This window comes from Massilia atriviolacea (genome assembly GCF_003953935.1).
Taxonomy (GTDB): domain Bacteria; phylum Pseudomonadota; class Gammaproteobacteria; order Burkholderiales; family Burkholderiaceae_D; genus Telluria_A; species Telluria_A atriviolacea.
On record NZ_RXLQ01000009.1, the window covers coordinates 238,864 to 264,030 of the forward strand.

At 66.1% G+C, this 25,167-nt stretch carries 26 protein-coding genes and 1 other RNA gene; 10 read left to right on the plus strand and 17 right to left on the minus strand.

All coding sequences use genetic code 11. The features are described from left to right. Positions 1 to 27 precede the first annotated feature (27 nt). The 5 genes from EJB06_RS18550 to EJB06_RS18570 all read left to right on the plus strand — a co-directional run bounded on the left by EJB06_RS18550 (position 28) and on the right by EJB06_RS18570 (position 4,932). Positions 28 to 2,112, plus strand: a complete 2,085-nt coding sequence (locus EJB06_RS18550; protein WP_126075493.1) for a M3 family metallopeptidase — start codon at positions 28 to 30, stop codon at positions 2,110 to 2,112. 26 nt (positions 2,113 to 2,138) lie between these two features. Then, on the plus strand, positions 2,139 to 2,753 hold the full coding sequence (locus EJB06_RS18555; RefSeq protein ID WP_126075494.1) for a glutaredoxin family protein: 615 nt from the start codon (positions 2,139 to 2,141) through the stop codon (positions 2,751 to 2,753). Between the two features lie 8 nt (positions 2,754 to 2,761). Next, positions 2,762 to 3,187 carry a DNA polymerase III subunit chi gene (locus tag EJB06_RS18560; protein ID WP_126075495.1) on the plus strand — a complete coding sequence of 142 codons (426 nt, stop codon included), beginning with the start codon at positions 2,762 to 2,764 and terminating at the stop codon, positions 3,185 to 3,187. Further along, positions 3,184 to 3,564: a DUF2486 family protein gene (locus EJB06_RS18565; protein WP_126075496.1), complete on the plus strand. Its 381-nt coding sequence runs from the start codon at positions 3,184 to 3,186 to the stop codon at positions 3,562 to 3,564. The genes EJB06_RS18560 and EJB06_RS18565 overlap by 4 nt, the downstream gene beginning before the upstream one ends. A gap of 222 nt (positions 3,565 to 3,786) precedes the next feature. Next, on the plus strand, positions 3,787 to 4,932 hold the full coding sequence (locus EJB06_RS18570) for a branched-chain amino acid ABC transporter substrate-binding protein (RefSeq protein ID WP_126075497.1): 1,146 nt from the start codon (positions 3,787 to 3,789) through the stop codon (positions 4,930 to 4,932). Positions 4,933 to 5,021: 89 nt separating this feature from the next. Here the strand turns inward: EJB06_RS18570 and EJB06_RS18575 are convergent, their stop codons facing one another. Continuing rightward, a complete protein-coding gene (locus EJB06_RS18575; RefSeq protein WP_229427158.1) occupies positions 5,022 to 5,273 on the minus strand; it encodes a c-type cytochrome in 252 nt (83 codons plus the stop codon). Between the two features lie 242 nt (positions 5,274 to 5,515). Here EJB06_RS18575 and EJB06_RS18580 point away from each other — a divergent pair, with 242 nt between their 5' ends. Further along, positions 5,516 to 5,746, plus strand: a complete 231-nt coding sequence (locus EJB06_RS18580) for a TIGR04438 family Trp-rich protein (protein WP_126075499.1) — start codon at positions 5,516 to 5,518, stop codon at positions 5,744 to 5,746. A gap of 37 nt (positions 5,747 to 5,783) precedes the next feature. Here EJB06_RS18580 and ilvD read toward each other — a convergent pair whose 3' ends face one another. After that, positions 5,784 to 7,469, minus strand: a complete 1,686-nt coding sequence (ilvD, locus tag EJB06_RS18585) for a dihydroxy-acid dehydratase (protein ID WP_126075500.1) — start codon at positions 7,467 to 7,469, stop codon at positions 5,784 to 5,786. A gap of 124 nt (positions 7,470 to 7,593) precedes the next feature. On the opposite strand from ilvD, the gene EJB06_RS18590 reads away from it, so the two are divergent. Both EJB06_RS18590 and lgt read left to right on the plus strand, forming a co-directional pair. After that, complete coding sequence (locus EJB06_RS18590) at positions 7,594 to 8,508, plus strand: LysR substrate-binding domain-containing protein (RefSeq protein WP_126075501.1); 915 nt, start codon at positions 7,594 to 7,596, stop codon at positions 8,506 to 8,508. Beyond that, positions 8,486 to 9,331 carry a prolipoprotein diacylglyceryl transferase gene (gene lgt, locus EJB06_RS18595; protein ID WP_126075502.1) on the plus strand — a complete coding sequence of 282 codons (846 nt, stop codon included), beginning with the start codon at positions 8,486 to 8,488 and terminating at the stop codon, positions 9,329 to 9,331. Before EJB06_RS18590 ends, lgt begins: the two co-directional genes overlap by 23 nt. Here the strand turns inward: lgt and EJB06_RS18600 are convergent. From EJB06_RS18600 to EJB06_RS18665, 14 genes are all read right to left on the minus strand, one after another. Then, complete coding sequence (locus EJB06_RS18600) at positions 9,282 to 10,085, minus strand: sulfite exporter TauE/SafE family protein (protein ID WP_126075503.1); 804 nt, start codon at positions 10,083 to 10,085, stop codon at positions 9,282 to 9,284. The genes lgt and EJB06_RS18600 overlap by 50 nt on opposite strands. 95 nt (positions 10,086 to 10,180) lie before the next feature. Further along, a complete protein-coding gene (locus EJB06_RS18605; protein WP_126075504.1) occupies positions 10,181 to 11,413 on the minus strand; it encodes an EAL domain-containing response regulator in 1,233 nt (410 codons plus the stop codon). After that, on the minus strand, positions 11,410 to 12,021 hold the full coding sequence (locus tag EJB06_RS18610; protein ID WP_126075505.1) for a response regulator: 612 nt from the start codon (positions 12,019 to 12,021) through the stop codon (positions 11,410 to 11,412). Before EJB06_RS18610 ends, EJB06_RS18605 begins: the two co-directional genes overlap by 4 nt. Beyond that, entirely contained in the window at positions 12,018 to 13,649 is a 1,632-nt protein-coding gene (locus EJB06_RS32985) for a methyl-accepting chemotaxis protein (protein WP_126075506.1), read from the minus strand. The genes EJB06_RS18610 and EJB06_RS32985 overlap by 4 nt, the downstream gene beginning before the upstream one ends. Before the next feature lie 368 nt (positions 13,650 to 14,017). Continuing rightward, complete coding sequence (locus EJB06_RS18620; RefSeq protein WP_126075507.1) at positions 14,018 to 15,619, minus strand: methyl-accepting chemotaxis protein; 1,602 nt, start codon at positions 15,617 to 15,619, stop codon at positions 14,018 to 14,020. A 402-nt stretch (positions 15,620 to 16,021) separates the two neighbouring features. Next, the gene (locus EJB06_RS18625; RefSeq protein ID WP_126075508.1) at positions 16,022 to 16,666 is read right to left on the minus strand and encodes an ANTAR domain-containing response regulator; all 645 of its coding nucleotides are present in this window, start codon (positions 16,664 to 16,666) and stop codon (positions 16,022 to 16,024) included. Next, positions 16,663 to 17,079: a response regulator transcription factor gene (locus EJB06_RS18630; RefSeq protein ID WP_126075509.1), complete on the minus strand. Its 417-nt coding sequence runs from the start codon at positions 17,077 to 17,079 to the stop codon at positions 16,663 to 16,665. Before EJB06_RS18630 ends, EJB06_RS18625 begins: the two co-directional genes overlap by 4 nt. Further along, positions 17,076 to 19,604, minus strand: coding sequence for a hybrid sensor histidine kinase/response regulator (locus tag EJB06_RS18635; RefSeq protein WP_126075510.1), 2,529 nt, complete (start codon positions 19,602 to 19,604; stop codon positions 17,076 to 17,078). Before EJB06_RS18635 ends, EJB06_RS18630 begins: the two co-directional genes overlap by 4 nt. Before the next feature lie 111 nt (positions 19,605 to 19,715). Then, positions 19,716 to 20,105: a response regulator gene (locus EJB06_RS18640; RefSeq protein WP_164557963.1), complete on the minus strand. Its 390-nt coding sequence runs from the start codon at positions 20,103 to 20,105 to the stop codon at positions 19,716 to 19,718. Between the two features lie 13 nt (positions 20,106 to 20,118). Further along, positions 20,119 to 20,835, minus strand: a complete 717-nt coding sequence (locus EJB06_RS18645) for a response regulator (RefSeq protein ID WP_164557964.1) — start codon at positions 20,833 to 20,835, stop codon at positions 20,119 to 20,121. 17 nt (positions 20,836 to 20,852) lie between these two features. Further along, complete coding sequence (locus tag EJB06_RS18650) at positions 20,853 to 21,338, minus strand: EVE domain-containing protein (RefSeq protein ID WP_126075513.1); 486 nt, start codon at positions 21,336 to 21,338, stop codon at positions 20,853 to 20,855. Positions 21,339 to 21,431: 93 nt separating this feature from the next. Further along, a non-coding RNA gene (ssrS, locus tag EJB06_RS18655) (6S RNA) lies at positions 21,432 to 21,612 on the minus strand. Between the two features lie 44 nt (positions 21,613 to 21,656). Continuing rightward, the gene (locus EJB06_RS18660; protein ID WP_126075514.1) at positions 21,657 to 21,968 is read right to left on the minus strand and encodes a cell division protein ZapA; all 312 of its coding nucleotides are present in this window, start codon (positions 21,966 to 21,968) and stop codon (positions 21,657 to 21,659) included. Further along, on the minus strand, positions 21,965 to 22,240 hold the full coding sequence (locus EJB06_RS18665) for a hypothetical protein (RefSeq protein ID WP_126075515.1): 276 nt from the start codon (positions 22,238 to 22,240) through the stop codon (positions 21,965 to 21,967). Before EJB06_RS18665 ends, EJB06_RS18660 begins: the two co-directional genes overlap by 4 nt. Positions 22,241 to 22,592: 352 nt before the next feature. On the opposite strand from EJB06_RS18665, the gene groES reads away from it, so the two are divergent. Then, on the plus strand, positions 22,593 to 22,883 hold the full coding sequence (gene groES / locus EJB06_RS18670; protein ID WP_126075516.1) for a co-chaperone GroES: 291 nt from the start codon (positions 22,593 to 22,595) through the stop codon (positions 22,881 to 22,883). An 89-nt stretch (positions 22,884 to 22,972) separates the two neighbouring features. Continuing rightward, a complete protein-coding gene (gene groL / locus EJB06_RS18675) occupies positions 22,973 to 24,619 on the plus strand; it encodes a chaperonin GroEL (protein WP_126075517.1) in 1,647 nt (548 codons plus the stop codon). A gap of 108 nt (positions 24,620 to 24,727) precedes the next feature. On the opposite strand, the gene EJB06_RS18680 is transcribed toward groL, so the two are convergent. After that, entirely contained in the window at positions 24,728 to 25,165 is a 438-nt protein-coding gene (locus EJB06_RS18680) for an OmpA family protein (protein ID WP_126075518.1), read from the minus strand. Between the last annotated feature and the right edge of the window lie 2 nt (positions 25,166 to 25,167).

A 25,167-nucleotide genomic window follows, 5' to 3' on the forward strand; every position in this document is an offset into this window, starting at 1 on the left:
CTTGAAACCGACATGAGGAATAACATAATGACGACCGATACCAGCAATCCCCTGCTCGATTTCAGCGATTTGCCACGTTTTAACGACATCAAGCCGGAGCACGTGACGCCGGCCATCGACCTGCTGATCGCCCAGGCGAGCGCGGTCGTGGCCGAGCTCGAAGCCCCGTCCGCCGACGTGACGTGGGACAACTTCGTCATCCCGCTCGAAGAAGCGACCGAACAGCTGGGCCGCGCCTGGGGCGTGGTCAGCCACCTGAACAATGTGGTCGACACGCCCGAACTGCGCGCCACCTATAACGACAACCAGCCGAAAGTGACCGAATTCTGGACCGCGCTGGCCCAGAACGAAGCGCTGTTCGCCAAGTACAAGGCGATCCGCGCCAGCAGCGCGTACGCGGCCCTGTCGGCGGCGCGCAAGCGCATCGTCGAGAACGCCCTGCGCGACTTCCGCCTGGGCGGCGCCGAGCTGCCCGAGTCGAAAAAGCAGCGCTTCGCCGAGATCCAGGAACAGCACGCCAGCATCTCGACGCGCTTTTCGGAAAACGTGCTGGACGCCACCAACGACTATAAATTGAACGTGGACAACGAAGCCGACCTGGCCGGCCTGCCGGACGACGTCAGGCAGGCCGCGCGCGCCGCCGCCGAGAAGGATGGCAAGGCCGGCTGGCAGTTCACCCTGCACTTCCCGTCCTACTTCCCGATCCTGCAATTTGCCGACAAGCGCGAGCTGCGCGAAACCATCTACCGCGCCAGCGCCACCAAGGCCTCGGAAATGGGCACCGTGTTCAGCCAGCTGGAAAAATGGGACAACAGCGACAACATCGCCAGTTTGCTCAAATTGCGCGACGAAGAAGCCAAATTGCTCGACTATCGTAATTTTGCCGAAGTCTCGCTGGTGCCGAAGATGGCACAGAGTCCCGAGCACGTGATCGAATTCCTGGAAGACCTGGCGCGCCGCGCGCGTCCCTTCGCCGAGCAGGACCTGGCCGAACTGCGCGCCTTCGCCAGGGACGAACTGGGCATCGACAAGGTCGAAGCCTGGGACCTGACCTACGCCTCGGAAAAACTGCGTGAACGGCGCTACGCCTTCTCGGCCCAGGAAGTGAAGGAATACTTCCCCGAGCCGAAAGTCGTGGACGGCCTGTTCCGCCTGGTGCAAAGCCTGTTCTCCGTCGAGATCAAGCCCGACACGGCCGCTGTCTGGCATCCGGACGTGCGCTTCTTCCGCATCGAGAAGGGCGGCAAGCTGGTCGGCCAGTTCTACCTCGACCTGTACGCGCGCAGCGGCAAGGGCGGCGGCGCCTGGATGGACGACGCGCGCGGACGGCGCCTGCAGACCGGCGGCCTGCTGCAGACGCCGGTCGCTTACCTGACCTGCAACTTCACCCCGCCGGCCACGGTCGACGGCCAGCTGCAGCCGTCCCTGTTCACCCACGACGAAGTGACCACCCTGTTCCACGAATTCGGCCACGGCTTGCACCACATGCTGACGCAGGTGGACGAAATCGCGGTCTCCGGCATTTCGGGCGTGGAGTGGGATGCGGTCGAGCTGCCCTCGCAATTCATGGAAAACTTTTGCTGGGAATGGGACGTGCTGCAGCACATGACCGCCCACGTCAAGACCGGCGAGCCGCTGCCGCGCGCGCTGTACGACAAGATGCTGGCCGCCAAGAACTTCCAGTCCGGCCTGCAAACCCTGCGCCAGGTGGAGTTTTCGCTGGTCGACATGCACCTGCACTACGACTTCGACCCGGCCAGCGCGCAAACCGTGCAGGAATTGATCAACGACGTGCGCCAGAAATTCTCGGTCATGATGCCGCCCGCATTTAACCGTTTCCAACACTCTTTCGGACATATTTTTGCCGGAGGGTACGCCGCCGGTTACTATAGCTACAAGTGGGCAGAAGTCTTGTCCGCCGACGCTTACGCCGCCTTTGAAGAAGCGGTCGAAGCGGGCGGCGGCGCCCTTTCCGAAGAAACCGGCAAACGCTTCCAGCAAGAGATACTGGCCGTCGGCGGTTCGCGCCCCGCGCTCGAATCGTTCAAGGCCTTCCGTGGCCGCGAACCCAGTATCGATGCGCTGTTGCGCCATAGCGGCATGCAGTCCTGAAAGACCGTGCCAGCAGGAGAATTGTAATGACAGTAACAAAAAAGATGGCTGGCATGCTGGCACTGCTGCTGTGCGCGGGCGGCGCCGGCGCGCAGCAGATGTACAAATGGGTCGACGCCTCCGGCAAGGTCACGTTCAGCGACAAGCCGCCGCCGGCCAACGCCAAGCCGATCGAAATCAAGGCCGGCGCCGGCGGCGCGGCCAGCGTGCCCCTGCCCTACGCGCTGGCGCAGGCGGCGCGCGCCCACCCGGTGGTGCTGTACACGCGCGCCAAGTGCGACTATTGCGACAGGGGCCGCAACCTGCTCAAGGAGCGCGGCATCCCGTTTACCGAGAAAACCGTGCAGACGCCGGCCGACGACGCCAAGCTCAAGGAAGCCGGCGGCGATGGCAGCCTGCCCTTCATCAAGGTTGGCCGCGCCAAGTCGACCGGTTTCGAAGCGGCGGCCTGGAACACCATGCTGACCGATGCCGCCTACCCGGAAAAGAAGATGCTTCCTCCCGGCTACCAGTATCCGAAAGCCACCCCGGCCGCGCCGCCGGAACCGGAAGCGCCCAAAGCGGAAGAGAAAGACAAGGTATCGGACGCGCCCAAGGCGCCGCCGCGTGAAAAGAACACCCCGCCCGACTTCGTGTTCTGAGCGCGCCGATGACAAGGATCGATTTCCATACCAACATCCCGGACAAGCTGAGCTACGCCTGCCGGCTGGCGCGCAAGGCCCTGGCCAGCCGCGCCCGCGTAGTGCTGCTGGCCGAGGATGCGGCGCAGGCGCAGGCGCTGGACCAGGCCCTGTGGACCCTGTCGGAAACCGATTTCCTGCCGCATGTGATGGCCGGCGACCCGCTGGCCGCGCAGACCCCGGTCATCATCACCCACAGCGATGCGGCCGAACTGCCGCATCACGACATGCTGGTCAACCTGACGCGCTCCACGCCGGCCCAGCTGGCGCGCTTCCAGCGCGTGTTCGAAATCATTTCCACCGATGAAAACGACGCCGCCGCCGGACGCAAGCGCTATGTCGCCTACAAGCAGCAATCCTATCCATTGACCCACTTCGTCGCAGGCCAGTCATGAGCCAGGCTCGTCCGTTCGACCCGCATATTCCTGTGTTGACGGAATTGTTTTCAGACAAAGGCGAGGCTCCGGCCGAGCCTGTTGCCGGGAGCGCGCCGGCGCTGCCCGAAGCGCCGCCCGCCAGCCCTGCCGATGCGCACTGGACAGCGCTGGAACAGCGTCTCTCCGAGCGCATCGTTCAGCAACTCCAGGCAAGCGTCGACATCGTCATCGACCAGCGCCTGCGTGCCGGCATCGAACAGGTGCTCCAGCAAGCGGTCGCCAGCGTCACCGCCGAGCTGCGCAAGGGCCTGCAAGAGACCGTCGACAATATCGTCGCCCACGCCATTGCACAAGAAATCAGCACCCTCCAGGCGCTGCGCCCGCCGCCGCCGTAAAGGGCGCGTCTTTCATTTGCTTACAAAACCGCTGCAATCCGGTGCGCCGTCCGGTGCACCGGGCCCCGTCACGCACGTTGATGGTGAGCGGGCGCACATTGTTGTGAAAATTCTGACAATCGGCTTTGCGTAACATTTAAATTGTTGTACCTTTTGGCCTGCACAAAATTTTCGAAACGGCGCCACGAGCGCTGTCTGTTTTCAATCCAATGGAGAATGCACATGCAGTTCACGACCAAACTCATTCCACTCGCAATCGCCATGGCATTCGCCGGCAGCGCCAGCGCGCAGGACGTCGTCAGGATCGGCCACGTGGGCCCGATTTCGGGCGCCAGCGCGCACCTGGGCAAGGATAACGAAAACGGCGCCAAGATGGCCGTGGAAGAACTGAACGCCAAGGGCTTCATGATCAACGGCAAGAAGGTCAAGCTGGAACTGGTGCTGGAAGACGACGGCGCCGATCCGAAGCAGGGCACGGCCGTGGCGCAAAAGCTGGTCGACGCCAAGGTGCAAGGCGTGATCGGCCACCTCAATTCGGGCACCACGGTACCGGCCTCGCGGATCTATCACAATGCCGGCATTCCCCAGATTTCGCCCTCCTCCACGATCCCCGAATACACCAAGCAAGGCTTCAAGTCGGCCTTCCGCGTGGTCGCCAACGACAACAAGCTGGGCGGCACCCTGGGACGCTACGCGGTCGAAACCCTGAAGGCCACCAACATTGCCATCATCGACGACCGCTCGGCCTACGGCCAGGGCGTGGCCACCGAATTCCTGAAGGGCGCCAAGGCGACCAATCCCGCCATCAAGGTGGTCGGCAAGGAATTCACCACCGCCACCGCCACCGACTTCACCGCCATCCTGACCTCGATCAAGAACAAGAAGCCGGACCTGGTCTTCTTCGGCGGCATGGACGCGGTCGGCGGCCCGATGCTCAAGCAGATGAAGGCGCTCGGCATCAACGCCAAGTTCATGGGCGGCGACGGCATCTGCACCGAATCGCTGGTGCGCCTGGCCGGTGACGGCGTGGGCGAAGGCAATGTGACCTGCGCCGAAGCGGGCGGCGTGAGCGGCGAGCAGGAAAAATCGATGGCCGACTTCGTGGCACGCTACAAAAAACGCTTCAACAACGCCGATGTGCAGCTGTACTCGCCGTATGTGTACGATGCGGTGATGGTCATGGCGACCGCGATGCAGAATGCCAAGTCGGCCGACCCGGCCAAGTACCTGCCGGAACTGCAGAAAATCAAGCACCAGGGCGTTACCGGCCTGATCCAGTTCGACGACAAGGGCGACATCAAGGATGGCGCGCTGACCATGTTCACCTTCAAAGGCGGCAAGAAGACCAAGATGTCCGTGGTCAAGTAAGCTGTCGTGGGCGCTGGCCCACCGCCTGCAGGCAACAAAAAACGCGCTCAATTCACATTGGCGCGTTTTTTTGTCGGGGGTAGGGCGATTTACTTCTGGACCATGATCCATTTGACCAGGGTGCGCGCTTCAGCTTCGCTGACCTGCGGATTGGCGGGCATCGGTACCGCGCCCCAGGCGCCGGCGCCGCCCTTCAGGACCTTGGTGACCAGCTTGTTTTCGGCATCTTTTTGGCCGGCATACTTGGCGGCGACATCCTTGTAGGCAGGTCCGACCAGCTTGTTCGCTACCGCATGGCACGCCATGCAATTTTTTGCTTTTGCCAAATCGGCGTTTGCCATGGCGCTCGACGAGGCCAACGCCGACAACACCGTGAACAACATCAGGGACCGTTTCATGTATTTCTCCAGAGTGAACAACTGACTGCAATTTTACCGTGTTTCGGCGCGCCGAATGGGCGGCCACACGCACCATAACGGGTCAGGCATGTGGTTGGTTGACCCAACTATTTGCCCAGCGACACGATTTTACTGCCCCTCTGAAGAAATTGTTTGTAAGATACGCGTATCAAAAGGAGTTTGCCATGCCCGTCATTCTATTAATCGCAGCGCTCGTGGGACTGCGCTATTTCGAAGTCTGGAAGTTCGCCGCCTTGTCCTGGTGGTGGATCATCGGACTGATGTTCGTGGCCTTCATCTGGTTCGAGTTTGTCGAAAAGATACTGGGACTGGACAAGAAAAAAGCCCACAACGTCGACGAAGCGCGGCGCAAGGCACGCATCAAGGAAGCCTTCGACAAGGCCAACAAGCGCTAAGTACTCGCCCCCGCGCGGGGGCGAGATGGCACCGCAATCAGCCGGTCACGGCGCCCTTGCTGGCCGGCGCGGCCAGCGCCGCGAACTTGGCCAGCACCCCGCGCGTATAGCGCGGCGCCGGCTTGACCCAGTTGGCGCGGCGGCGGGCGATCTCTTCATCGCTCACATTAAGCTCGATCAGCTGCTGGTGCGCGTCGATGGTCACCGAATCCCCCTCTTCCACCAGCGCGATGGTGCCGCCCTCGAAGGCTTCCGGCGTCACGTGGCCGACCACCATGCCCCAGGTCCCGCCCGAAAAACGCCCGTCGGTAATCAAGCCCACCGATTCGCCCAGGCCCTTGCCGATCAGCGCCGCCGTCGGCGCCAGCATTTCCGGCATGCCCGGTCCGCCCTTCGGCCCCAGGTAACGCATCACCAGCACGTCGCCGGCCTGGATGCCGTCCGCCAGGATCGCGTCCATGGCCGAATACTCGTCGTCGAAGACGCGCGCCGGACCGGTGATCACCGGGTTCTTCAGGCCGGTAATCTTGGCCACGCAGCCTTCCGGCGACAGATTGCCCTTGAGGATGGCCAGGTGGCCCTGGCGGTACAGCGCCTTGTCGATGGTGCGGATCACATCCTGCGCCGGGTCCGGTACCGACGGGATAGTCGCCAGTTCTTCGGCCATCGTGCGGCCGGTGATGGTCATGCAGTCGCCGTGCAAGAGGCCGGCGTCGAGCAGCAGCTTGAGCACTTGCGGAATGCCGCCGGCCTTGTGCAGGTCGGTCGCCACGTACTGGCCGGACGGCTTGAGGTTGCAGATGACCGGCACCTTGCGCCGCACGCGCTCGAAGTCGTCGATGGTCCACTCGACTTCGGCCGCGTGGGCGATCGCCAGGTAGTGCAGCACCGCATTGGTGGAGCCGCCCGTGGCCATGATCAGCGAGACCGCGTTCTCGATCGACTTGCGGGTGATGATGTCGCGCGGCTTGAGATCCTTTTTCACGGCCTCGACCAGCACGCGCGCCGATTCGGCGGCCGAGCCGACCTTTTCGTCGTCCGGGTTGGCCATGGTCGAGGAATACAGCAGGCCCATGCCCAGCGCCTCGAACGAGGACGACATGGTGTTGGCGGTGTACATGCCGCCGCAGGAACCGGCCGAGGGGCAGGCGTTGCGCTCGATGCCGTCGAAGTCTTCCTTGGACATGCGCCCGGCCGTGAACTCGCCGACCGCCTCGAAGGCCGAGACGATGGTCAGGTCCTTGCCCTTCCAGTTACCCGGCTTGATGGTGCCGCCGTACACATAAATGCCCGGCACATTGGTGCGCGCCAGGGCGATCATCCCGCCCGGCATGTTCTTGTCGCAGCCGCCGATCACGACCACGCCATCCATCCACTGGCCGTTGACGGCCGTTTCGATGCAGTCGGCGATGACTTCGCGCGAGATGAGCGAATATTTCATCCCTTCCGTGCCCATCGACATGCCGTCCGAAATGGTCGGCGTGCCGAACACCTGCGGATTGGCGCCGGCGCTCTTGATCGTCGTAATGGCGATGTCGGCCAGCTTTTGCAGGCCCGAGTTGCACGGCGTGATGGTGGAATGGCCGTTGGCGACGCCGATCATCGGCTTGTCGAAATCCTCGGCCTGATAGCCCATGGCGTAGTACATCGAGCGGTTCGGGCTGCGCGAGACGCCTTCGGTGATGTTGCGGGAACGGCGGTTGTAGCGTGGCTGGTCTGACATGGCTTGCTCCGGATGATTTGATATCGTCAAGAATGCCTTGCGGGCAAGCGCGCGTCAAATATATCATTTGCATCGCTGTGAGTCGCAAAAAATATCACAGGCACCGTTCGACATGGAAAAACATATGAACCTGGAACTGCGCCAGCTGCGCTACTTTGTCGCAGTGGCCGAGGAACTTCACTTCGGCAAGGCCGCGCTGCGCCTGCACATGACCCAGCCGCCGCTGTCGCAAACCATCCAGGGCCTGGAAGAGCTGCTCGGCGCGCCGCTGTTCGCGCGCAGCCGCCGCGCGGTCGAGCTCACCCCGGCCGGCCAGGCCCTGCTGCCGGAAGCGCGCCGCATCCTGGCCGCCGGCGCCGCCCTGCCCGCGCTGGTGCGACGCGCCGCCGGCGGCGAGGCCGGCCGCCTGTCGCTGGCCTTCGTCTCCTCGGCCGACTACAGCGTGCTGCCGCCCTTCCTGCGGCGCTACCGCGCGGCCTTTCCGCTGGTCAGTATCACCCTGCAGGAAGCGACCTCGGACGTGCAGATCGACGAGCTGCTGCATACACGCATCGATGCCGGCCTCCTGATTCCGCCGCTGCCCGACAAGGCGCGCCTGGAACTCGATTACCTGAAGGTGCTGACCGAAGCGCTGATCGTGGCCCTGCCGGCCGGCGCCATCGCCGCCGGCGCCGGCCCGGTGGCGCTGGGCGCGCTGCCGCCGCTGCCGCTGATTATCTTCCCGCGTCCGATCGCGCCGGCCCTGCACGACGCCATCCTGGCCTGCTTCCGCGCGGCCGGCATCACGCCCGAGATCGGGCAGGAAGCGATCCAGATGCAGACCATCGTCAGTCTCGTGTCGGCCGGCATGGGGATGGCACTTGTGCCACAATCGGTGTCCAAGCTGAGGCGGCCCGGCGTAGAATACCGGGCCTTGCGCGACCCGACGCCGCAGGTGGAAACCGGACTGGCCTGGCGGCGCGATGCCGTCTCCCCGGTCCTGCAGGGCTTTTTGGATTTACTACGAAAGAATACCGATGCTGACCCATCCGATGCCTGACCCCGTCGCCTTTTCGCTCGGACCGCTGCATGTGCACTGGTACGGCCTGATGTACGTACTGGCCTTCGCCATGTTCATCGCCCTCGGGCGCGTGCGCATCAAACAGCCGCACATCGCCGCGCGCGGCTGGAAGAAGGAAGACCTGGACGACATGCTGTTCTACGGGATGCTCGGCGTGATCATCGGCGGGCGCCTGGGCGAAGTCTTCTTCTATCAGCCGGCCCGCTTCATGGCCGATCCGGTCGCCATCTTCAAGGTGTGGCAGGGCGGCATGTCCTTCCACGGCGGCTTCCTGGGGGTGCTGCTGGCGATGGGCCTGTGGGCGCGCAAGGCCGGGCGCAACTTGCTCGACGTCTACGATTTCATCGCCCCGCTGGTCCCGCTCGGCTACGCCGCCGGCCGCATGGGCAACTTCATCAACGCCGAACTGCCGGGACGGTTGGCCGACCCCAGCCTGCCGTGGGCCATGCTGTGGCCGGGCGTGCAGGGTCCGCGCCATCCTTCGCCGCTGTACCAGATGATCGTCGACGGCCTGCTGGTGTTCGCGCTGCTGTGGATCTATGCGCGCAAGGAACGGCCGCGCCTGGCGGTGGGGGCGATGTTCACCCTGCTGTACGGCTGCGCGCGCTTTTTCACCGAATACTTCCGCGTGCCGGACTGGCAGGTCAGCGTGGCCGGCCTGCCCGTCAGCTCGGGCCAGATGCTGTCGCTGCCGATGATCGGCGGCGGGATCGCGATGCTGGTGTGGGCCTACCGGAACGGGGGCAAGGGGGTCAGTGAAACGCCTTCCACAGCATATAGCCGGCCAGCGCATACAAAATAAACGCGAAGATGCGCTTCAGGCGCTGCACCGGCATGCGGTGCGCGGCGCGCGCGCCCAGCGGCGCGGCCAGCACGCTGGCGGCGGCGATCACGGCCAGCGCCGGCAGGTAAATATAGCCGAGCGAATACGGCGGCAGGCCGGGCTGGTGCCAGCCGAACCAGATGTTCGACAGGGTGCCCGACAGCGCGATCGGAAAGCCCAGCGCGGCGCTGGTGGCCACCGCGTTGTGGATCCGGACATTACACCAGGTCATGAACGGGATCGACATGAAGCCGCCGCCCGCCCCCACCACGCCCGAGACCACGCCGAACAGCCCGCCGGCGGCGAACATGCCTGGCGCCGCCGGCAATTCGCGCGCGCCGGCCGGCTTTTTCCCGCTCAGCATCTGGGTGGCCGAAAACGCCACGAACACGGCGAACACCAGCGCCAGCGCGGTGGTGTTGAGCTGCTTGCCCAGCCACGGCCCGATCCACGAGCCGATCAGGATGCCGGGGGTGAGCATGCGCACCACCGGCCACAGCACCGCGCCATGCGCGTGATGCGCGCGCACCGACGACAGCGAGGTAAACATGATGGTGGCAAGCGAAGTGGCGATCGCCATGTGCACCACCGCCTCGGGCGGAAAATGCTCGGCCGTGTAGATCATCGTGATGAAGGGCACCAGCACCATGCCGCCGCCGATGCCCAGCAAACCGGCCGCGAAGCCGCCGGCGCCGCCCATCGCCAGCAGGATCAGAATCAGGGTCCAGTTCATCGGCCCCCCCGCACACTGCCCACCGGCGGCATGGAGCCGGCAGATGTCGATCGCATCATAAATTTCCAAAAGAGAACATTCCCGGTCGGGAATGCCTACTTTACACCAAGCCCGGGCGCGCCGCGCAAGCCGGCGCGCTGGCGGTACCAGGGCGCCAGCGCCGGCCCGGCCATCGGGTGCGCCAGGTGGTAGCCCTGGCCGATGGTGCAACCGAGCGCGCGCACCAGGTCGGCGTCGGCCTCGGTCTCGATACCTTCGGCCACCACCCGCAAGCCCAGGCTGGAAGCGAGTTCGGTGATCGAGCACAGGATCAGCAAGCCTTTGTCGCTGGCGCCGGCGGCGCTCACGAAGCTGCGGTCGATCTTGATTTCGGTGACCGGCAGCGCAGCGATCCTTTGCAGCGAGGAATAGCCGATCCCGAAATCGTCGATGGCCAGTTCGACACCGTGCATGCGCAGGCGCACCACGGAATCGAGCAGATCGGCGGCGTGCTCGGGCAGCGCGGTCTCGGTCAGTTCCAGGGTAATGCGTTGCGCCGCGATGCCATAGGTACGCGCCAGCGCCAGCAGGCGATCCGCAAAATCATGGCGCTGCATGCTGCGCGGCGAGACGTTCAGCGACAGCCTGAGGGCGATGCCGGCGCCGTCCCAGCGTGCGCACCAGGCCAGCGCCTTGCCCAGCACGTGTTCGGTCAAGCCATCGAGCAAGCCCTCCTCCTCCATCAGGTCGATGAAGTGCTCGGGACCGATCACGCCCAGGCGCGGATGGCGCCAGCGTGCCAGGATCTCGACCTGGCGGCAAGCGCCGCCGCTGAGCGCGCACTGAGGCTGGAAATACGGCTCGAACTGGCCGGCGCCGAGCGCGCGCGCCAGCGTGGCCCGGCTCCAGCGCGCGCCGGCCGGGGCCGCGGCCGGCGGCGGCGTGGCGCGGGTGGCGGCCGCCAGCAGGCTCGCCAGGCGGGCCGGCTCGACCGGCTTGGGCAGCACGCCGGCCACGTCCAGCCCGTGCGCGCGCGCGCCCTGCATGGCACAAGCGAGCACCCCGCCATCGAAGGCGGACGAGAGCACGAAGCGGTACGCGCCCTGGGCGCCGGCGCGGCGCAGGAACGCCATCCCATCCATGTCCGGCATCTTCAGGTCGACGATCACCAGGTCGGGCGCCTCGGGGCTGTCGGCCAGCACGGCCAGGCCGGCCGCACCGTCGCCCGCCGCCAGCGGCCGCGCCACCCCGAGCTGGCGCAGCAAGGCCAGCATCAGCGCGCGGTGCAGCGCGTCGTCGTCGACCACCAGCACCCGCAGCCCGGTCGGCGACGGGGCTGGCGCGCTCACCGCCCACCCCGGAGCGGATCGGCACGGCCGAAGGCGCGCAGGGCCAGCGCCAGTTGTCCGCCGGCGCTGGCGGCATGCGCCTGCCCCCCGCAAAACAGCAGCACCGGCGCGGCGCCGTCCCAGCCGGCGTAGGCGGCCAGCAGCGCGGCCACCCCGCTCACCCCGCTGTCGGCGACCACCAGGCGAAAGCGCGCCCCGGCCAGCAAGGTGGCGGCGTCGGCGACGCTGGCCGCCAGCACCAGGTGGCAGCCAGGCTCCAGCAGCGCGGCCACGGTACGCCGCAGCGTTTCGTCGGTCTCGATCAGCAATACGCGCGGGGCGGGGCCGGCGCAAGCCGCTCCGGCGCGGGCGGCCTGGGCATCGAGCACGCAGCGGATCTGATAAGCCAGCTGGACGCGGTAGCTGGCCGCCAGCTCGAGCAGGGCCGCGATGCCCGGATGGGCGCCGCCCGCCGTCGCCGCAGCCAGCGTGCCCAGGCCGGCGGGCAGCTGTTCCGGCGTCCCTTCGTGCAGCAGGGTCATGGTGAATTCCTGGCGCATCTGTTCGAACAGTTCGGTGCTGCCGGCGGGCGCGCCGCCGGCGCTCTCATCGTGGGCGCGTGCCATCATGCGTGCTCCCATGCGCGCGTGCGCGGGCCGGCCAGCGCCGCCGGCGCGCTGCGCCCGGCGCGCGGCTGGCGCGGCGGCGCGGCGCGCGCAACGGTAAAGGCGGCCACGACCTGGGACAACACGCCCGACTGCTGCTGCAGGGCCGCCGCCGCCGCGGCCGCCTGCTCCACCAGGGCCGCATTTTGCTGGGTCACGACATCCATCTCGCCGATGGCCTGGTTGATCTGCCCGATGCCCGCCTCCTGCTCGCCGCTGGCAGCGCCAATCTCGGCCATGATATCGCTGACACGGCGCACGCTGGCGACGATCTCGTCCATCGTGCCGCCGGCCTGTTCGACCTGCCGGGCGCCGATACCGGCTTTCTCGACCGAGTCGCCGATGAGGGCCTTGATTTCGCGCGCCGCGCCGGCCGAGCGCTGCGCCAGGCTGCGTACCTCGGTGGCGACGACGGCGAAGCCGCGTCCCTGCTCGCCGGCGCGCGCAGCCTCCACCGCCGCGTTCAGGGCCAGGATATTGGTCTGGAAGGCGATGCTGTCGATGACGGCGATGATGTCGACGATCCTGCGCGATGCCTCGTTGATGTCGTGCATGGTGCCGACCACGCGCGCCACCGCCGCCCCGCCCTGTTGCGCCACATCCGATGCGCGCGCCGCCAGCGCGCTGGCCTGGCGCGCATTGTCGGCATTGCGGCGCGCGATCGAGGTCATTTCTTCCATCGACGACGCGGTCTCTTCCAGCGAGCCGGCCTGGCGCTCGGTGCGCGCGGACAGGTCCAGATTGCCGCTGGCAATCTGGCTCGACGCGGTGGCGATCGCATCGGTACCGCTGCGCACCTCGCCCACCACCGCCAGCAAGGCATCGTTCATGCCCTTCAGGGCCAGCAGCAGCTCGCCGGTTTCATCGGTCCGGTCGACCACGATGATGCTGGTCAGGTCGCCCGAGGCGACGGTCCTGGCCACCCGCAGCGCTTCGCCCAGCGGCACGGTGATCGAACGGGTGATCCAGCCGCCCAGGGCGAGCGCGGCAAGCAGGGCGGCCGCGCTCACGCCCAGCAGCTGGCTGCGTGCCGTCGCGAAGACCTGCTCGCCGTGCGTGCCGACTTCTTCGAACAGGCGCGCCTGCAAGGCGGTCTGCCTGCGCAGGGAAGCGACGAAGGCTTGCATGGCGGTATAGGCATCGCCGTAGGCGAGCTGGCGCGCCTGCTCGCGCTGGCCATCCTTGAACAGCGCCTGTACCTGTGCGCACGCCTGCACGTAGCGGTCGCGCAGCGCCAGCGCTTCGGCATGGTTGGCTTTGCCCTGCTCGGTGCGCAACATCAGGCCCAGCTTGCCCAGGGCCTCATCGAAGGCGGCGCGGTTGGCCTCGAAACGGGCGAGCGCCTCCGCCGAGCGGGCCTCGTCGATCCCGGCCACCAGCTGGAACATCCGGGCGATACTGCCGCGCGCGTTATCGAGCGCCTCGCCTTCGAGCTTGGCCTTGGGCCAATGATTGTCGACCAGGATGGCCGCATCGTCGTGCAGGCGCATCAGATTGACGATGCCGAGGCTGGCGACGGTGGCCAGCAAGACCAGGACGATGCCGAAGCCGAGGCAGAGGCGCCGGGCGATCGTGAGATTCAACAGTGTCATGATGGGCTCCTGAAAAATGGCACGGCGCGGGCGCCGCGGGGCAAGGCAATGGCGGGCGCGGTGGCGCCGCGAAAATCGGTATGGAACATGCTGCTCCTTCGGTTCGGACAAGGTGATTGACAAGGACAAGCGGCCGTACAGCGGCAGCGGGCGAGCGCAGGGGGCGCGCGCTGGCATGAGGGTCGGTCGTGAAGCGGCGGGGTGGGGCCGAGGGGGAAACAGCGGCCGCCCGGACAGGGGCGGCCTTGAAAAACGATTCCGTGGCGCTATCCCGGCAACGGGGAGGGGTTGCGGGAGGGCCGCCGGGCAATGGCGGCGCGATCGGAACAAGCTGGCTACAGCATACCCTGAAAATTTCCCAAGAACAACTAAATTGTCGACAAATCCTGCTGCCGCGATCGCGCCGCGACACCGGCCCGGGCGGGGGCGGCCAGCGTGAACGCGCCGACCACGGTGGCCAGCTCGGCGGCCTGCTGGTTCAGCGCGGCGGCGGCGGCGGCGGCCTGTTCGACCAGGGCCGCGTTTTGCTGGGTCACGCTGTCCATGTCGCTGACGGCCCGGTTGATTTGCTCGATGCCGGCGTCCTGTTCGGCGCTGGCGGCGCTGATCTCGGCCATGATGTCGGTCACGCGCTGCACGCTGGCGACGACCTCGCTCATGGTGCTGCCAGCCTCGCCGACCAGGGTCGTGCCGGACCCGACTTGCGCGACCGAATCGGCGATCAGGACCTTGATTTCCTTGGCCGCCGTCGCCGAGCGCTGCGCCAGGTTGCGCACTTCGGATGCGACCACCGCGAAGCCGCGGCCCTGCTCGCCCGCGCGGGCCGCCTCGACGGCGGCGTTCAGGGCCAGGATATTGGTCTGGAAGGCGATGCCGTCGATCACCGAGATGATGTCGACGATCTTGCGCGACGCTTCATTGATGCCGTTCATGGTATCGACCACGCGGCCCACCACGGCGCCGCCCTGGCGCGCCACCGCCGAGGCCGAAGCCGCCAGCAGCGTGGCCTGGCGCGCATTGCCGGCGTTCTGGCGCGTGGTCGAGGTGATCTCTTCCATCGAGGAGGCGGTTTCTTCCAGCGCGCCGGCTTGCTGTTCGGTGCGCGCGGACAGGTCCAGATTGCCGCTGGCGATGTCGGCGGTCGCGCCGGCGATGCTGTCGGTGCCGCGGCGCACCTCGGCCACGATGCGCACCAGGTTGGCGTTCATTTGCCGCAGGGCCAGCATCAGGCGCCCCGTCTCGTCCTCGTCATGGCCCTCGATGATGCTGGTCAGGTCGCCCGCGGCGACGGTTTGCGCCACCGCCATCGCCGCCTTGATGGGCACGGTAATCGAGCGGGTGACGCGCCACGCCAGCACGCCGCCGGCCAGCAGCGCCGCCGCGCTCAGCCAGAGTATCAGGGCGTGCGCCCACGCGTAGTTGGCGCCGGCGTCCTGGGCCTCCGCTTCCACCGCCTTGAGCTCGGCATCGATATGGTCGGCGATCGCATCCTGCCACTCCTGGGTCAGCGGTCCGGCGCGGCCGAGCAGCAGGGCCGTCGCTTCGGCCTGCTTGCCGGCGCGCGCCAGCACGAGGACGTCATCGTTGAGCGGCCGGACGCGTTGCTCGATGGCCGTCAGGCGCTCGACGAAAGCGTGCTCGGCGGCGTCCTGCGGCGTGGCAGCATAGGTCTTGAAGGCGGCTTCGTAGCGCTCGCGCGCCTTGACGATCTTGAGCGCCTCACGGTCCATGGCGGCCTGGTCCGACAGCAGGGCCATGGTGCGCGAAACACGGGCCACGATGTGCACCGATTCGGACAAATGGTGCAGCAGCTCGGTGCGCTGCAAATGTCCGTGCACGATGCTGTGCATGTGTCCCTGCACGTTGCCCAGCGAACGCAGGCCGGTGCCGGCCAGCGCCAGCATCATGGCCAGCAGGACCGCGAAGCCGATGGCGAGGCGGGTACCGATATTGTGTCGAGCGATCTTCATGGTCAATCCTTTTTGTGAATCGGGCCATCCCTGCCTGGCGGACTGCGGCGCCTGCCGGGGAGACGGCGAACCCGGGAGAGCGGCGGCCTGGCGCTGCCGCTCTCCCGGTATCGAAGGGGAGCGCACGCCGGGTGGCAGGATGCGGGAATGGCGCACCGGCACGCTGGCGCACGGTCGTGGAGCGGCGGGAGCTGGGCCGGGAAAACAGGCGATGTCCACCGCGAAGGGGGTGGCCCGCACAAGGTCGACTGGTATCCCGGCAACGAGGAAGGGTTGCGGCGGCGGTGCGGGCGCCGATACCATCGAAGCGACAGGGCCAGCTTACGCTCGAAATTTCCATATGGCAATAATTATCGGTGGCGCCGTTGCGCATCCGTCACGCGCCCACGCCGCGCGCCGGGCCTACTTGCGCTCGCGCCGCGGCCCCAGGCGCGGATCGGCGAAGTTGAGCGCTTCGGCCGCCGCCAGCAGTTCGGCCGCCACGTCGTTGAGCTTCCTCTGGTGCGAGCGCGCGTGCTCGCGCAGCATCTGGAACGCGCTGTCGCGATCGGTGCGGTGGCGTTCCATCAGCACCCCGACCGCCATCCCCACTTCGCGCCCCTGCTGCAGGGCCAGGGTCAGGCGGCCCTCGTTGCCGCGCAACTGGCGCAGTTCGTCCGCGCGCGCCAGCGCCGCCTGCACGCTGGGGGCGATGCGCGCGGTATCGACCGGCTTGACCAGGTAGCCCACGGCACCGCCGTCGATCGCCTGGCGCACGGTGGCCTGGTCGTCATTGCCCGACAAGAACATCACCGGGATATCGCCGTCGGCATGCAGGCGTTCGGCCAGCTCCAGGCCGGACATGCCCGGCATGCTCACGTCCAGCAGCGCCAGGTCGGGCACGCGGCCGCTCTCGGCCAGCATCGCCAGCGCCATCGCGCCGCTGGTGGCGATGCGCACCTCGTAGCCGGCCAGCTGCAGGAATTTGCCGAGCAGCCCGAGGATCAGCACATCGTCGTCGACCAGCAGGATCAGGCGTTTGGCGGCAGGCGCCGCGGGGCCGCTCATGGCTGCGCTCCGCGCGTGTACCTGGCCAGCACATCGGCAATCTTCTTGGGCGTATAGGGCTTGACCACGAAGCCGGCGGCGCCGCCGCTGAGGGAGGACATGACGTTGTCGACGGCGCTGTCGGCGCTGACGATAATGCAATCGCACGCCGGACAGCAATGCTTCGCCAGGGCCAGCAGTTCGATGCCGGAAAAACCGGGCATGTGAATGTCCAGAAAAGCCAGGCCGAGCGAAGGTCCCTCCTGGCGCATCAGGTCGAGCGCCTGCTGGCCGTCGGCGGCGAACAGGACATGCTGGAAGCCGCAGCGCTTGAGTATGCTCGCCAGCAAGTCGCGCATCAGGCGCTCGTCGTCGGCGATCAGGACAGTAGTGTCGTGCTTGCTTACCGGCGCCATGCCGCCCATCGTGTTCATGTCGTCTCTCCCGTGGTTCCCGTGTTTGCCGGCGCGCGCCGGTTCCCCTGCGCCGCCGCCATGACGCGTCGCACCTCATCCAAGGCGTTCAGGTCGGCCAGCAGGCGCGCCGCCGTGGCGCGCTCGCCGCACAGCAGCGCCTGCTCGATCGCGCCGGCCAGCCCGGTCACGCGCGGAAAGCCGAAGCTGGCGGCACTGCCCTTGAGCATATGCGCCAGATCCGCCGCGGCCTGGTCGGCGCCCTGTTCCAGCAGCGCCGCCAGCTGCGCCAGGCGCGCAATCAGGCTGGCCTCGAACGCGCGCACCAGGTCGTCGTAGTTGTCCAGCTCGTCCAGGCCGAACGGCGCCAGGACCGCGGCCGGCGCCAGCAGGCGTGCCAGCAGCGCATCCATGCGCGCCATGTCGAGCGGCTTGCCGAGACAGTCCGAACAGCCGGCCGCAAGGTAGCGCGCCACGTCCTCGGGCATGACGTTGGCGGTCAGGGCGACGATCGGGCAGGTCAGCCCGGCCGCGCGCAGCAGCCGGGTGGCAGCGACGCCATCCATGACCGGCATCTGGATATCCATCAGGATCAGGTCGAATTCGACCGCCAGCGCCCGCTCCACCGCCTGGGCGCCATTGTCGGCCAGCTCGCAGGACAGCCCGCGCCGCCCCAGGAATGCGCCGATCAGGGTACGGTTATCGGGCCCGTCCTCGGCCAGCAGGACCCGCCCCTGCAACTGTGCCACGCCGCCCTCGGCCGGGCCCGGGCGCGTCTGCGGCGGCGCGGCGTCGAGCCAGCCGGCTCCCTCGGGCGCGGCGGCCGGGATCGTGATGTCGAAGCGCGAGCCCTGGCCCGCCGTGCTGGCGACCGTCACCGCGCCGCCCATCTTGGTGGCCAGCTCGCGCACCAGGTACAAGCCGAGGCCGGTGCCGCCGAAGCGGCGCGTGGTGGCGCTGTCGGCTTGCGAAAACGGCTTGAACAACTGGGCCAGCTGGGCCTCGGACATGCCGATCCCGGTATCGCTCACCGCGCACGCCAGCAGGCCGCGCGCGGCGTCGTAGCGCAAGGTCATCGTCACCGCGCCCAGTTCGGTAAACTTGATGGCATTGCCGCACAGGTTGAACAATACCTGCTTCCAGCGCGTCGGGTCTCCCAGCACCCGGGCCGGCAAGGGGTAGTCGATGCGCAGGATGAAATCGATGCCCTTGCTGCGGGCCTGGGCGCTCATCACCGACTCCACGCCCCAGGCCGTCTCGGCGGGAGAAAACGGGACGTGTTCGAGGCCGAGGCGGCCCGCTTCGATCTTGGCCAGGTCGAGAATATCGTTGATCACGCTGAGCAGGTGCTGGCCGTTGCGCAAGATGACCTGGCCGGCCTCGCCCCGCAGCGCCGGCTCGGCGGCGCTGCCGAGCAGTTCGGCAAAGCCGATGATCGAGGTCAGCGGGGTACGGATTTCATGGCTCATCATGGTCAGGAAATCGGACTTGGCGCGGTTGGCGGCGTCGGCCTTGAGCATCAGGGAGCGGGTCAGTTCCAGGTCTTGCTCGCGCCGCCGCAGCAGGCGGTACAGCACCAGCGAGGCGAACAGCACCGCCGCGCCCGCCACGATGGCCAGCAGCAGGCGCACCATGCTGAATTCGCGCCAGCGCGCCAGCAGCAAGTCTTCGGAAATGGTCAGGTTGACGATCAGCGGATAATTGCCCACCATGCGCGGCGCCCCCATGCGCAGCACCGGGGCGCCCCCTTCGGCGAAGCGCGGCGTCGAGGTCAGGACCACGTCATCGCGCTTGCCCATCAGTTCGACGACCTGGAAGGTCGAGCCGGTGCGGTTGACCTTGCCGATGAGTTCGTCGACATGCGGCCAGCGCGCCAGCAGGGTGAAGTCGCGCCGGTAGAGCGAGATGCTGGCCCCCTCCCCGAGCGTGATTTTCTTGTAGAACTCGGCCAGCGAGGCACAGGAAAAGCCGACCAGCACCACGCCCAGCCATTCTCCCTTGGGACCGCTCAGGCGCCGGCTCAGGTAGAACGTCCACTGTCCGTTGCCCTTGTTGCGCACCGGCTGGCTGATGAACAGCGCGCGCCCCGGGTCGCGCCGGTGGGCGCGGAAATAGTCGCGGTCGGCCAGATTGATCGGCGGCGCCGGCCATGCGCGCGTGAAGTTGACAACGTCGCCGTTGGCCGCCACGATGGTGACCACGTCGACCTGGGGCAGGCCGCGCGTCTTGTCGCGCATGCTCTCGAACATGGCCTGCCCGCCCATCCGCGCGCGCAGGGCGGCGTCGCTGTCGATCCCGGCGGCCTGCACCGAGTCGGCCACGCTGTCGAGCACCAGCGACGCCGAGCTTACCTGCTGGCCGATGTGCTCGGCCAGCACCAGCGACAGGTTGCTGAGCTGCTTGCGCCATTCGCCGACGGTCTGCTTGCGCGCCGTCCAGCTGGCCGCCCCGAGCACCGACACGATCGCCACGAACAGAAAGCCCCCGAACAGCAAGGCGATCTGGCTGGAGCGAAGTTGGTAACGCGGGCGATCGCGGGTCGGCATGGGGACACGATAGCATGCGAAAATGGCTTCGGCGCATCGTGTTGCCGAACGACTACGGTATTTTTCAGGTCCGCGGCGCGCAACGCCGGCGGCCGGACCGGCTCTCGCGCGTCAGGCGCGCGCCGCGCGCTCGATCTTGAGCAGGACGTCGGCGATCTTCTGCGCCGAGTAGGGCTTGACGACGAAGCCGGCGGCGCCGCCGCGCACCGCCGCCAGCACGTTCTCGACGGCGCTGTGGGCGCTGACGATCACGCAGGCGCAGTCCGGGCGTTTTTGCCGGGTCAGGGCCAGCACTTCGAGGCCGCTGGCGCCGGGCATGTCGATGTCGAGGAAGGCCAGGCGCAGCGCCGCGCCGGCCGTGCGCATCAGGTCGGACGCCTGGATGCCGTCCGAGGCGTGCACGAAGTCGCGGTAGCCGTGTTCCCTGAGCACCATGGCCAGCAGGCTGCGCATGGCGCCATCGTCGTCGGCGATCATGACCAGCGTGGCATCCTTGTTCATCGTTCCTCCCCTCTCAATCGCCAGGCGGCAGCAAATGCCGCACATCGTCGAGCCGGCGCACCTGCGCCAGCAACTGCAGCGCCGCACCGGTTTCACCGTCGAGCAAGGCTTGTTCCAGTTCGCCCGCCAGCTCGCTCACGCGCGGATGGCCGAAGCTGCCGGCGCTGCCCTTGAGCATATGCGCCAGCGCCGCCGCACCGGGCAGGTCGGCGCCGTCCAGCAAAGCGTCGATACGCGCCAGGCGCGCGGCCAGGCCCGCTTCGAAGCCGCGCCGCACGGCAGCGAAGCCGTCGAGCTGGGCCAGGGTCAGCGCCGGCGCCGCCGGCATCAAGTCGGCCAGCAAAGCGGCCAGCAAGGCGGCCAGCGCAGCCTCGTCGAGCGGACTGGCGAGCCAATGGGTGAAGCCGGCGTCCAGGTAGCGCGCCACATTCTCCGGCGCCGTGTCGGCGCCGAGCGCCACCAGCGGCATGCCCGCGCCTGCCGCGCGCAGCAGGCTGGCCGCCTCCAGGCCGTTCATGAGCGGCAAATCGAGCGCCATCACGACCAGGTCGACATTGCCCGCCAGCGCCAGTTCGACCGCGCGCGGGCCATCGGCAGCCAGCTCGCACTCCAGGCCGAGGCGCGCCAGGCAGGCCTGGACCCGTCGCTGTTCGGCGGGCTCGCCCATGGCGGCCAGCACGCGCCGGCGCGGCGCAGGCTCGGTGGCTGTGGTGTTCGCGCGACCCGGCATCGTGCCTCCCGACTGGCCTATTGTTCCAACAATGGTTCCAGCAATGGTTCCAGCAATGCCTCGATCGTACGCCATTCGTGCGGCTCGACCGGCATGACCGACAGGCGGCTGCCCTTGGCCAGCAGGCGCATGTCGGCCAGCGCGGCAATGGTGCGCAATCGTTTCAGGCTCAACAAGGCGGTCTTGCGCACGGCGCGCACGTCGACGCCGATCCAGCGCGGCTGTTCGAGGGTGGCCTTGGGATCGTAATACTGGCTGGCGGGATCGAACTGGGTCGCATCCGGATACGCGCCGCTGGCGATTTCGACGATGCCGGCGATGCCCGGTTCGGCGCAGCTGGAATGATAAAACAGCGCCAGGTCGCCGGCCCGCATGCCGTCGCGCATGAAATTACGCGCCTGGTAATTGCGCACGCCGAACCAGCCCACCGTCTGCCGCGGCGCGGCCAGCACATCGTCGATACTTACTTCGTCCGGTTCGGACTTCATCAGCCAGTAGGCCATGGCATGGACTCCGTTCGGCGCGCGCCGGCATGCGAAGCGCGCGCCCATAAAAAAACGGTTGCGCACCGAATGCTTGCAACCGCCTGTAAAAATCAGAGCCCCGCATGTGCCGTCTTTACCGGCATCCTGAACCTAATGGTTCAAGGCGGTCACAGTTAGTCCAATTTCGGGTTCGTCGGACAAGCGACGCTCACTCCCATCGAACAAAATTCCGCAACCTGTGCACATAAATGGTTCAAGGAATATATGGCAATCGCGAACACCGCAGGGTGAGACGCAGTTTACTCCGATGCACCGTCATGTCAAACGAAATTAAACTCAGAACAGATTTTCTTGCGGGGTCAGGGCGTTGTCCAGCACCGCATGCATCTCGCCGAGTTTTTGCTTGACTTCCAAAATCGTCATTTCGGCCAGCGGTCCCTGCGGCGTTTTCACCGACAGGAATTCGGCCGCCATATTGAGCGCGGCCATGACGGCGATGCGGTCGTTGCCCTTGACCTTGCCCGAATCGCGCACCGCGCACATTTTTCCGTCGAGATAACTGACCGCTTCCTGCAGGGTGCGTTCTTCGCCCTCCTTGCACACGAGGCGGTACGAGCTTCCCATGATCATCACGTTCAGCTGGATCATTGCCCGCCTCCGCTTGCCGGCGCCGGCGCCGGCGCCGCGCTCGCCACGGTCACGCCGTTCGGATCGGGCATCTGCGCCAGCAGCGCTTCGACCCGGCGCTGCACTTCGTTCAGGCGCACCAGGCACGCCTCCTTTTCGGCGAACAGCTGCGCGTTCGACTGGCGCACCTGCGTATTCCATTGCCGCAGCTGGGTATTCTCGGCGCGCAGTGAGAGGGTCAACTCGGCAAGCCGGTCGATTTTGTCGGACAGTTCGGTGAATTCAGAAATCATCCCGTAACTATAGGGGTGTGAAGGAAAGTCCGTCAACCGAATCAGTCGCACGGGTGGACGATTGATGTAAGGGGATGTAAGAGAAGCGCGCCGCACCGCCTTGAGATAGCGCCGGCGGCGTGCGGCGCGGCGCACCCGGGGTTTGCGCAAGATCAAGCTCGTCCATTAAATAGTCAACAGGACGCCTTGAAAAAGACCTTGACCGTCCCTATAATTAGCACTCGTTAGTAGAGAGTGCTAACAACTCTTTCTAGTCTTTGCGGCAACACCGCGGGACATGTTGAAACACCGGGAACGCCCGAGGCGGTCCTGACCAATAGCTACTAAACCATTGAATATTAAGGAGTTTTGCATGAACCTTCGCCCATTGCACGATCGCGTTATCGTCAAGCGTCTCGACCAGGAAACCAAAACCGCATCCGGCCTCATCATTCCTGACGCAGCTGCTGAAAAACCGGATCAAGGCGAAATCTTGGCTGTCGGCAACGGCAAACTCCAGGATGACGGCAAACTGCGCGCACTCGAAGTCAAAGTCGGCGACCGCGTCCTGTTCGGCAAATACTCCGGCCAAACCGTCAAGGTCGACGGCGAAGAGCTGCTGGTGATGCGCGAAGAAGACATCATGGCCGTGCTGGTCAAGTAATCGGCCTGAAGTCATTGTCGAGCGCACGCGCACGACCTTTCATCAAGAATTCCACGCGATAGATAGTTACGCACAACGGAGAAAACAACATGGCAGCTAAAGAAGTAGTATTCGGCGACGCAGCGCGCGCCAAAATGGTTGAAGGGGTCAACATCCTGGCCAACGCAGTCAAGGTCACCCTGGGCCCGAAAGGCCGCAACGTGGTGCTGGAGCGCTCGTTCGGCGCCCCGACCGTCACCAAGGACGGCGTATCGGTTGCCAAGGAAATCGAACTCAAAGACAAGCTCATGAACATGGGCGCGCAGATGGTCAAGGAAGTCGCTTCCCGCACCAGCGACAACGCCGGCGACGGCACCACCACCGCGACCGTGCTGGCCCAAGCCATCGTGCGCGAAGGCATGAAGTTCGTTGCCGCCGGCATGAACCCGATGGACCTCAAGCGCGGCATCGACAAGGCAGTCGCTGCCACCGTCGAAGAGCTGGCCAAGATCGCCAAGCCATGCACCACCACCAAGGAAATCGCCCAGGTCGGCGCGATTTCGGCCAACTCGGACTACTCGATCGGCGAGCGCATCGCTGAAGCGATGGAAAAAGTCGGCAAGGAAGGCGTCATCACCGTGGAAGACGGCAAATCGCTGAACGACGAACTCGACATCGTCGAAGGCATGCAGTTCGACCGCGGCTACCTGTCGCCGTACTTCATCAACAACCCGGACAAGCAAGTTGCCATCCAGGACAGCCCGTTCGTCCTGCTGTGCGACAAGAAAATCTCGAACATCCGCGATCTGCTGCCGATCCTGGAACAGGTCGCCAAAGCCGGCCGTCCACTGCTGATCATCGCGGAAGACATCGAAGGCGAAGCACTGGCCACCCTGGTTGTGAACAACATCCGCGGCATCCTGAAAACCTGCGCAGTCAAGGCGCCAGGCTTCGGCGACCGCCGCAAGGCCATGCTGGAAGACATCGCTGTCCTGACCGGCGGCCAGGTCATCGCTGAAGAAGTCGGCCTGACCCTGGAAAAGGTCACCCTGGCGGAACTCGGCCAGGCCAAGCGTGTCGAAGTGGGCAAGGAAAACACCATCATCATCGACGGTGCAGGCCAGGCGGAAGCGATCGAAGCGCGCGTCAAGCAAGTGCGCGTCCAGATCGAAGAAGCGACCTCGGACTACGACCGTGAAAAACTGCAAGAGCGCGTTGCCAAGCTGGCAGGCGGCGTTGCAGTGATCAAGGTTGGCGCAGCCACCGAAGTCGAAATGAAAGAGAAAAAAGCACGCGTTGAAGATGCACTGCACGCAACCCGCGCTGCCGTGGAAGAAGGCATCGTTCCTGGCGGCGGCGTTGCCCTGCTGCGCGCGCGCTCGAACATCTCGATCAAAGGCGACAATCCAGACCAGGACGCCGGCATCAAGATCGTCCTGCGCGCCATGGAAGAGCCACTGCGCATGATCGTTCAAAACGCTGGCGAAGAATCGTCGGTGGTGGTTGCGGCAGTGTTGGCCGGCACCGGCAACTACGGCTACAACGCAGCGAACGGCACCTACGGCGACATGGTCGAAATGGGTGTACTGGATCCGGCAAAAGTGACCCGTTCGGCGCTGCAGAACGCAGCCTCGATCGCCGGCCTGATGCTGACCACCGACGCGATGGTATGCGAACTGCCTGAAGACAAGCCAGCTGGCGGCATGGGCGGCATGGGCGGCATGGGCGGCATGGGCGGCATGGACGGCATGATGTAATTGCCTGATGGGCCGGCGCGGCTGGTCCGCTGCCGGGCTCAATCGCTGCTGCACGAAAAAAGCCTGCAAGGTTCGCGCCTTGCAGGCTTTTTTGCGTGCGTCGATTGCTTACGGTTCGGCCGGGGCCGTCTTTGGCGCCACCAGCTGGACCTCGACCCGGTTATTGCGTGCGCGTCCTTCGCGGGTATCGTTATCCGCCACGGGCAGGCGCTTGGCCTTGCCTTCGGTGTAGATGCGGATGCGCTCGAAACCCTTGTCGGCAAGATAAGTCTTGACAGCTTCCGCGCGCTGCACCGACAGCGTCTGCGAGCGGGCGTCGCTGGGCAGTGCATCGGTGTGGCCGATGGCCATGATCAGTTCGGGATCGAGCTCGCGGCTTTTGCCGAGGACCTGATCGAGGATCGAGACGGCATCGGCCGACAGGCGCGTGCTGCCGCTGTCGAAAAACACTTCGGTCGCGAACTGGATCCTGCCCGGATCGGCCTGCGCCAGGGCCGGCAGCGCGCAGGCCAGGCAAACCGAGAGCGCGGTAAAAAGTTGTCGCATGG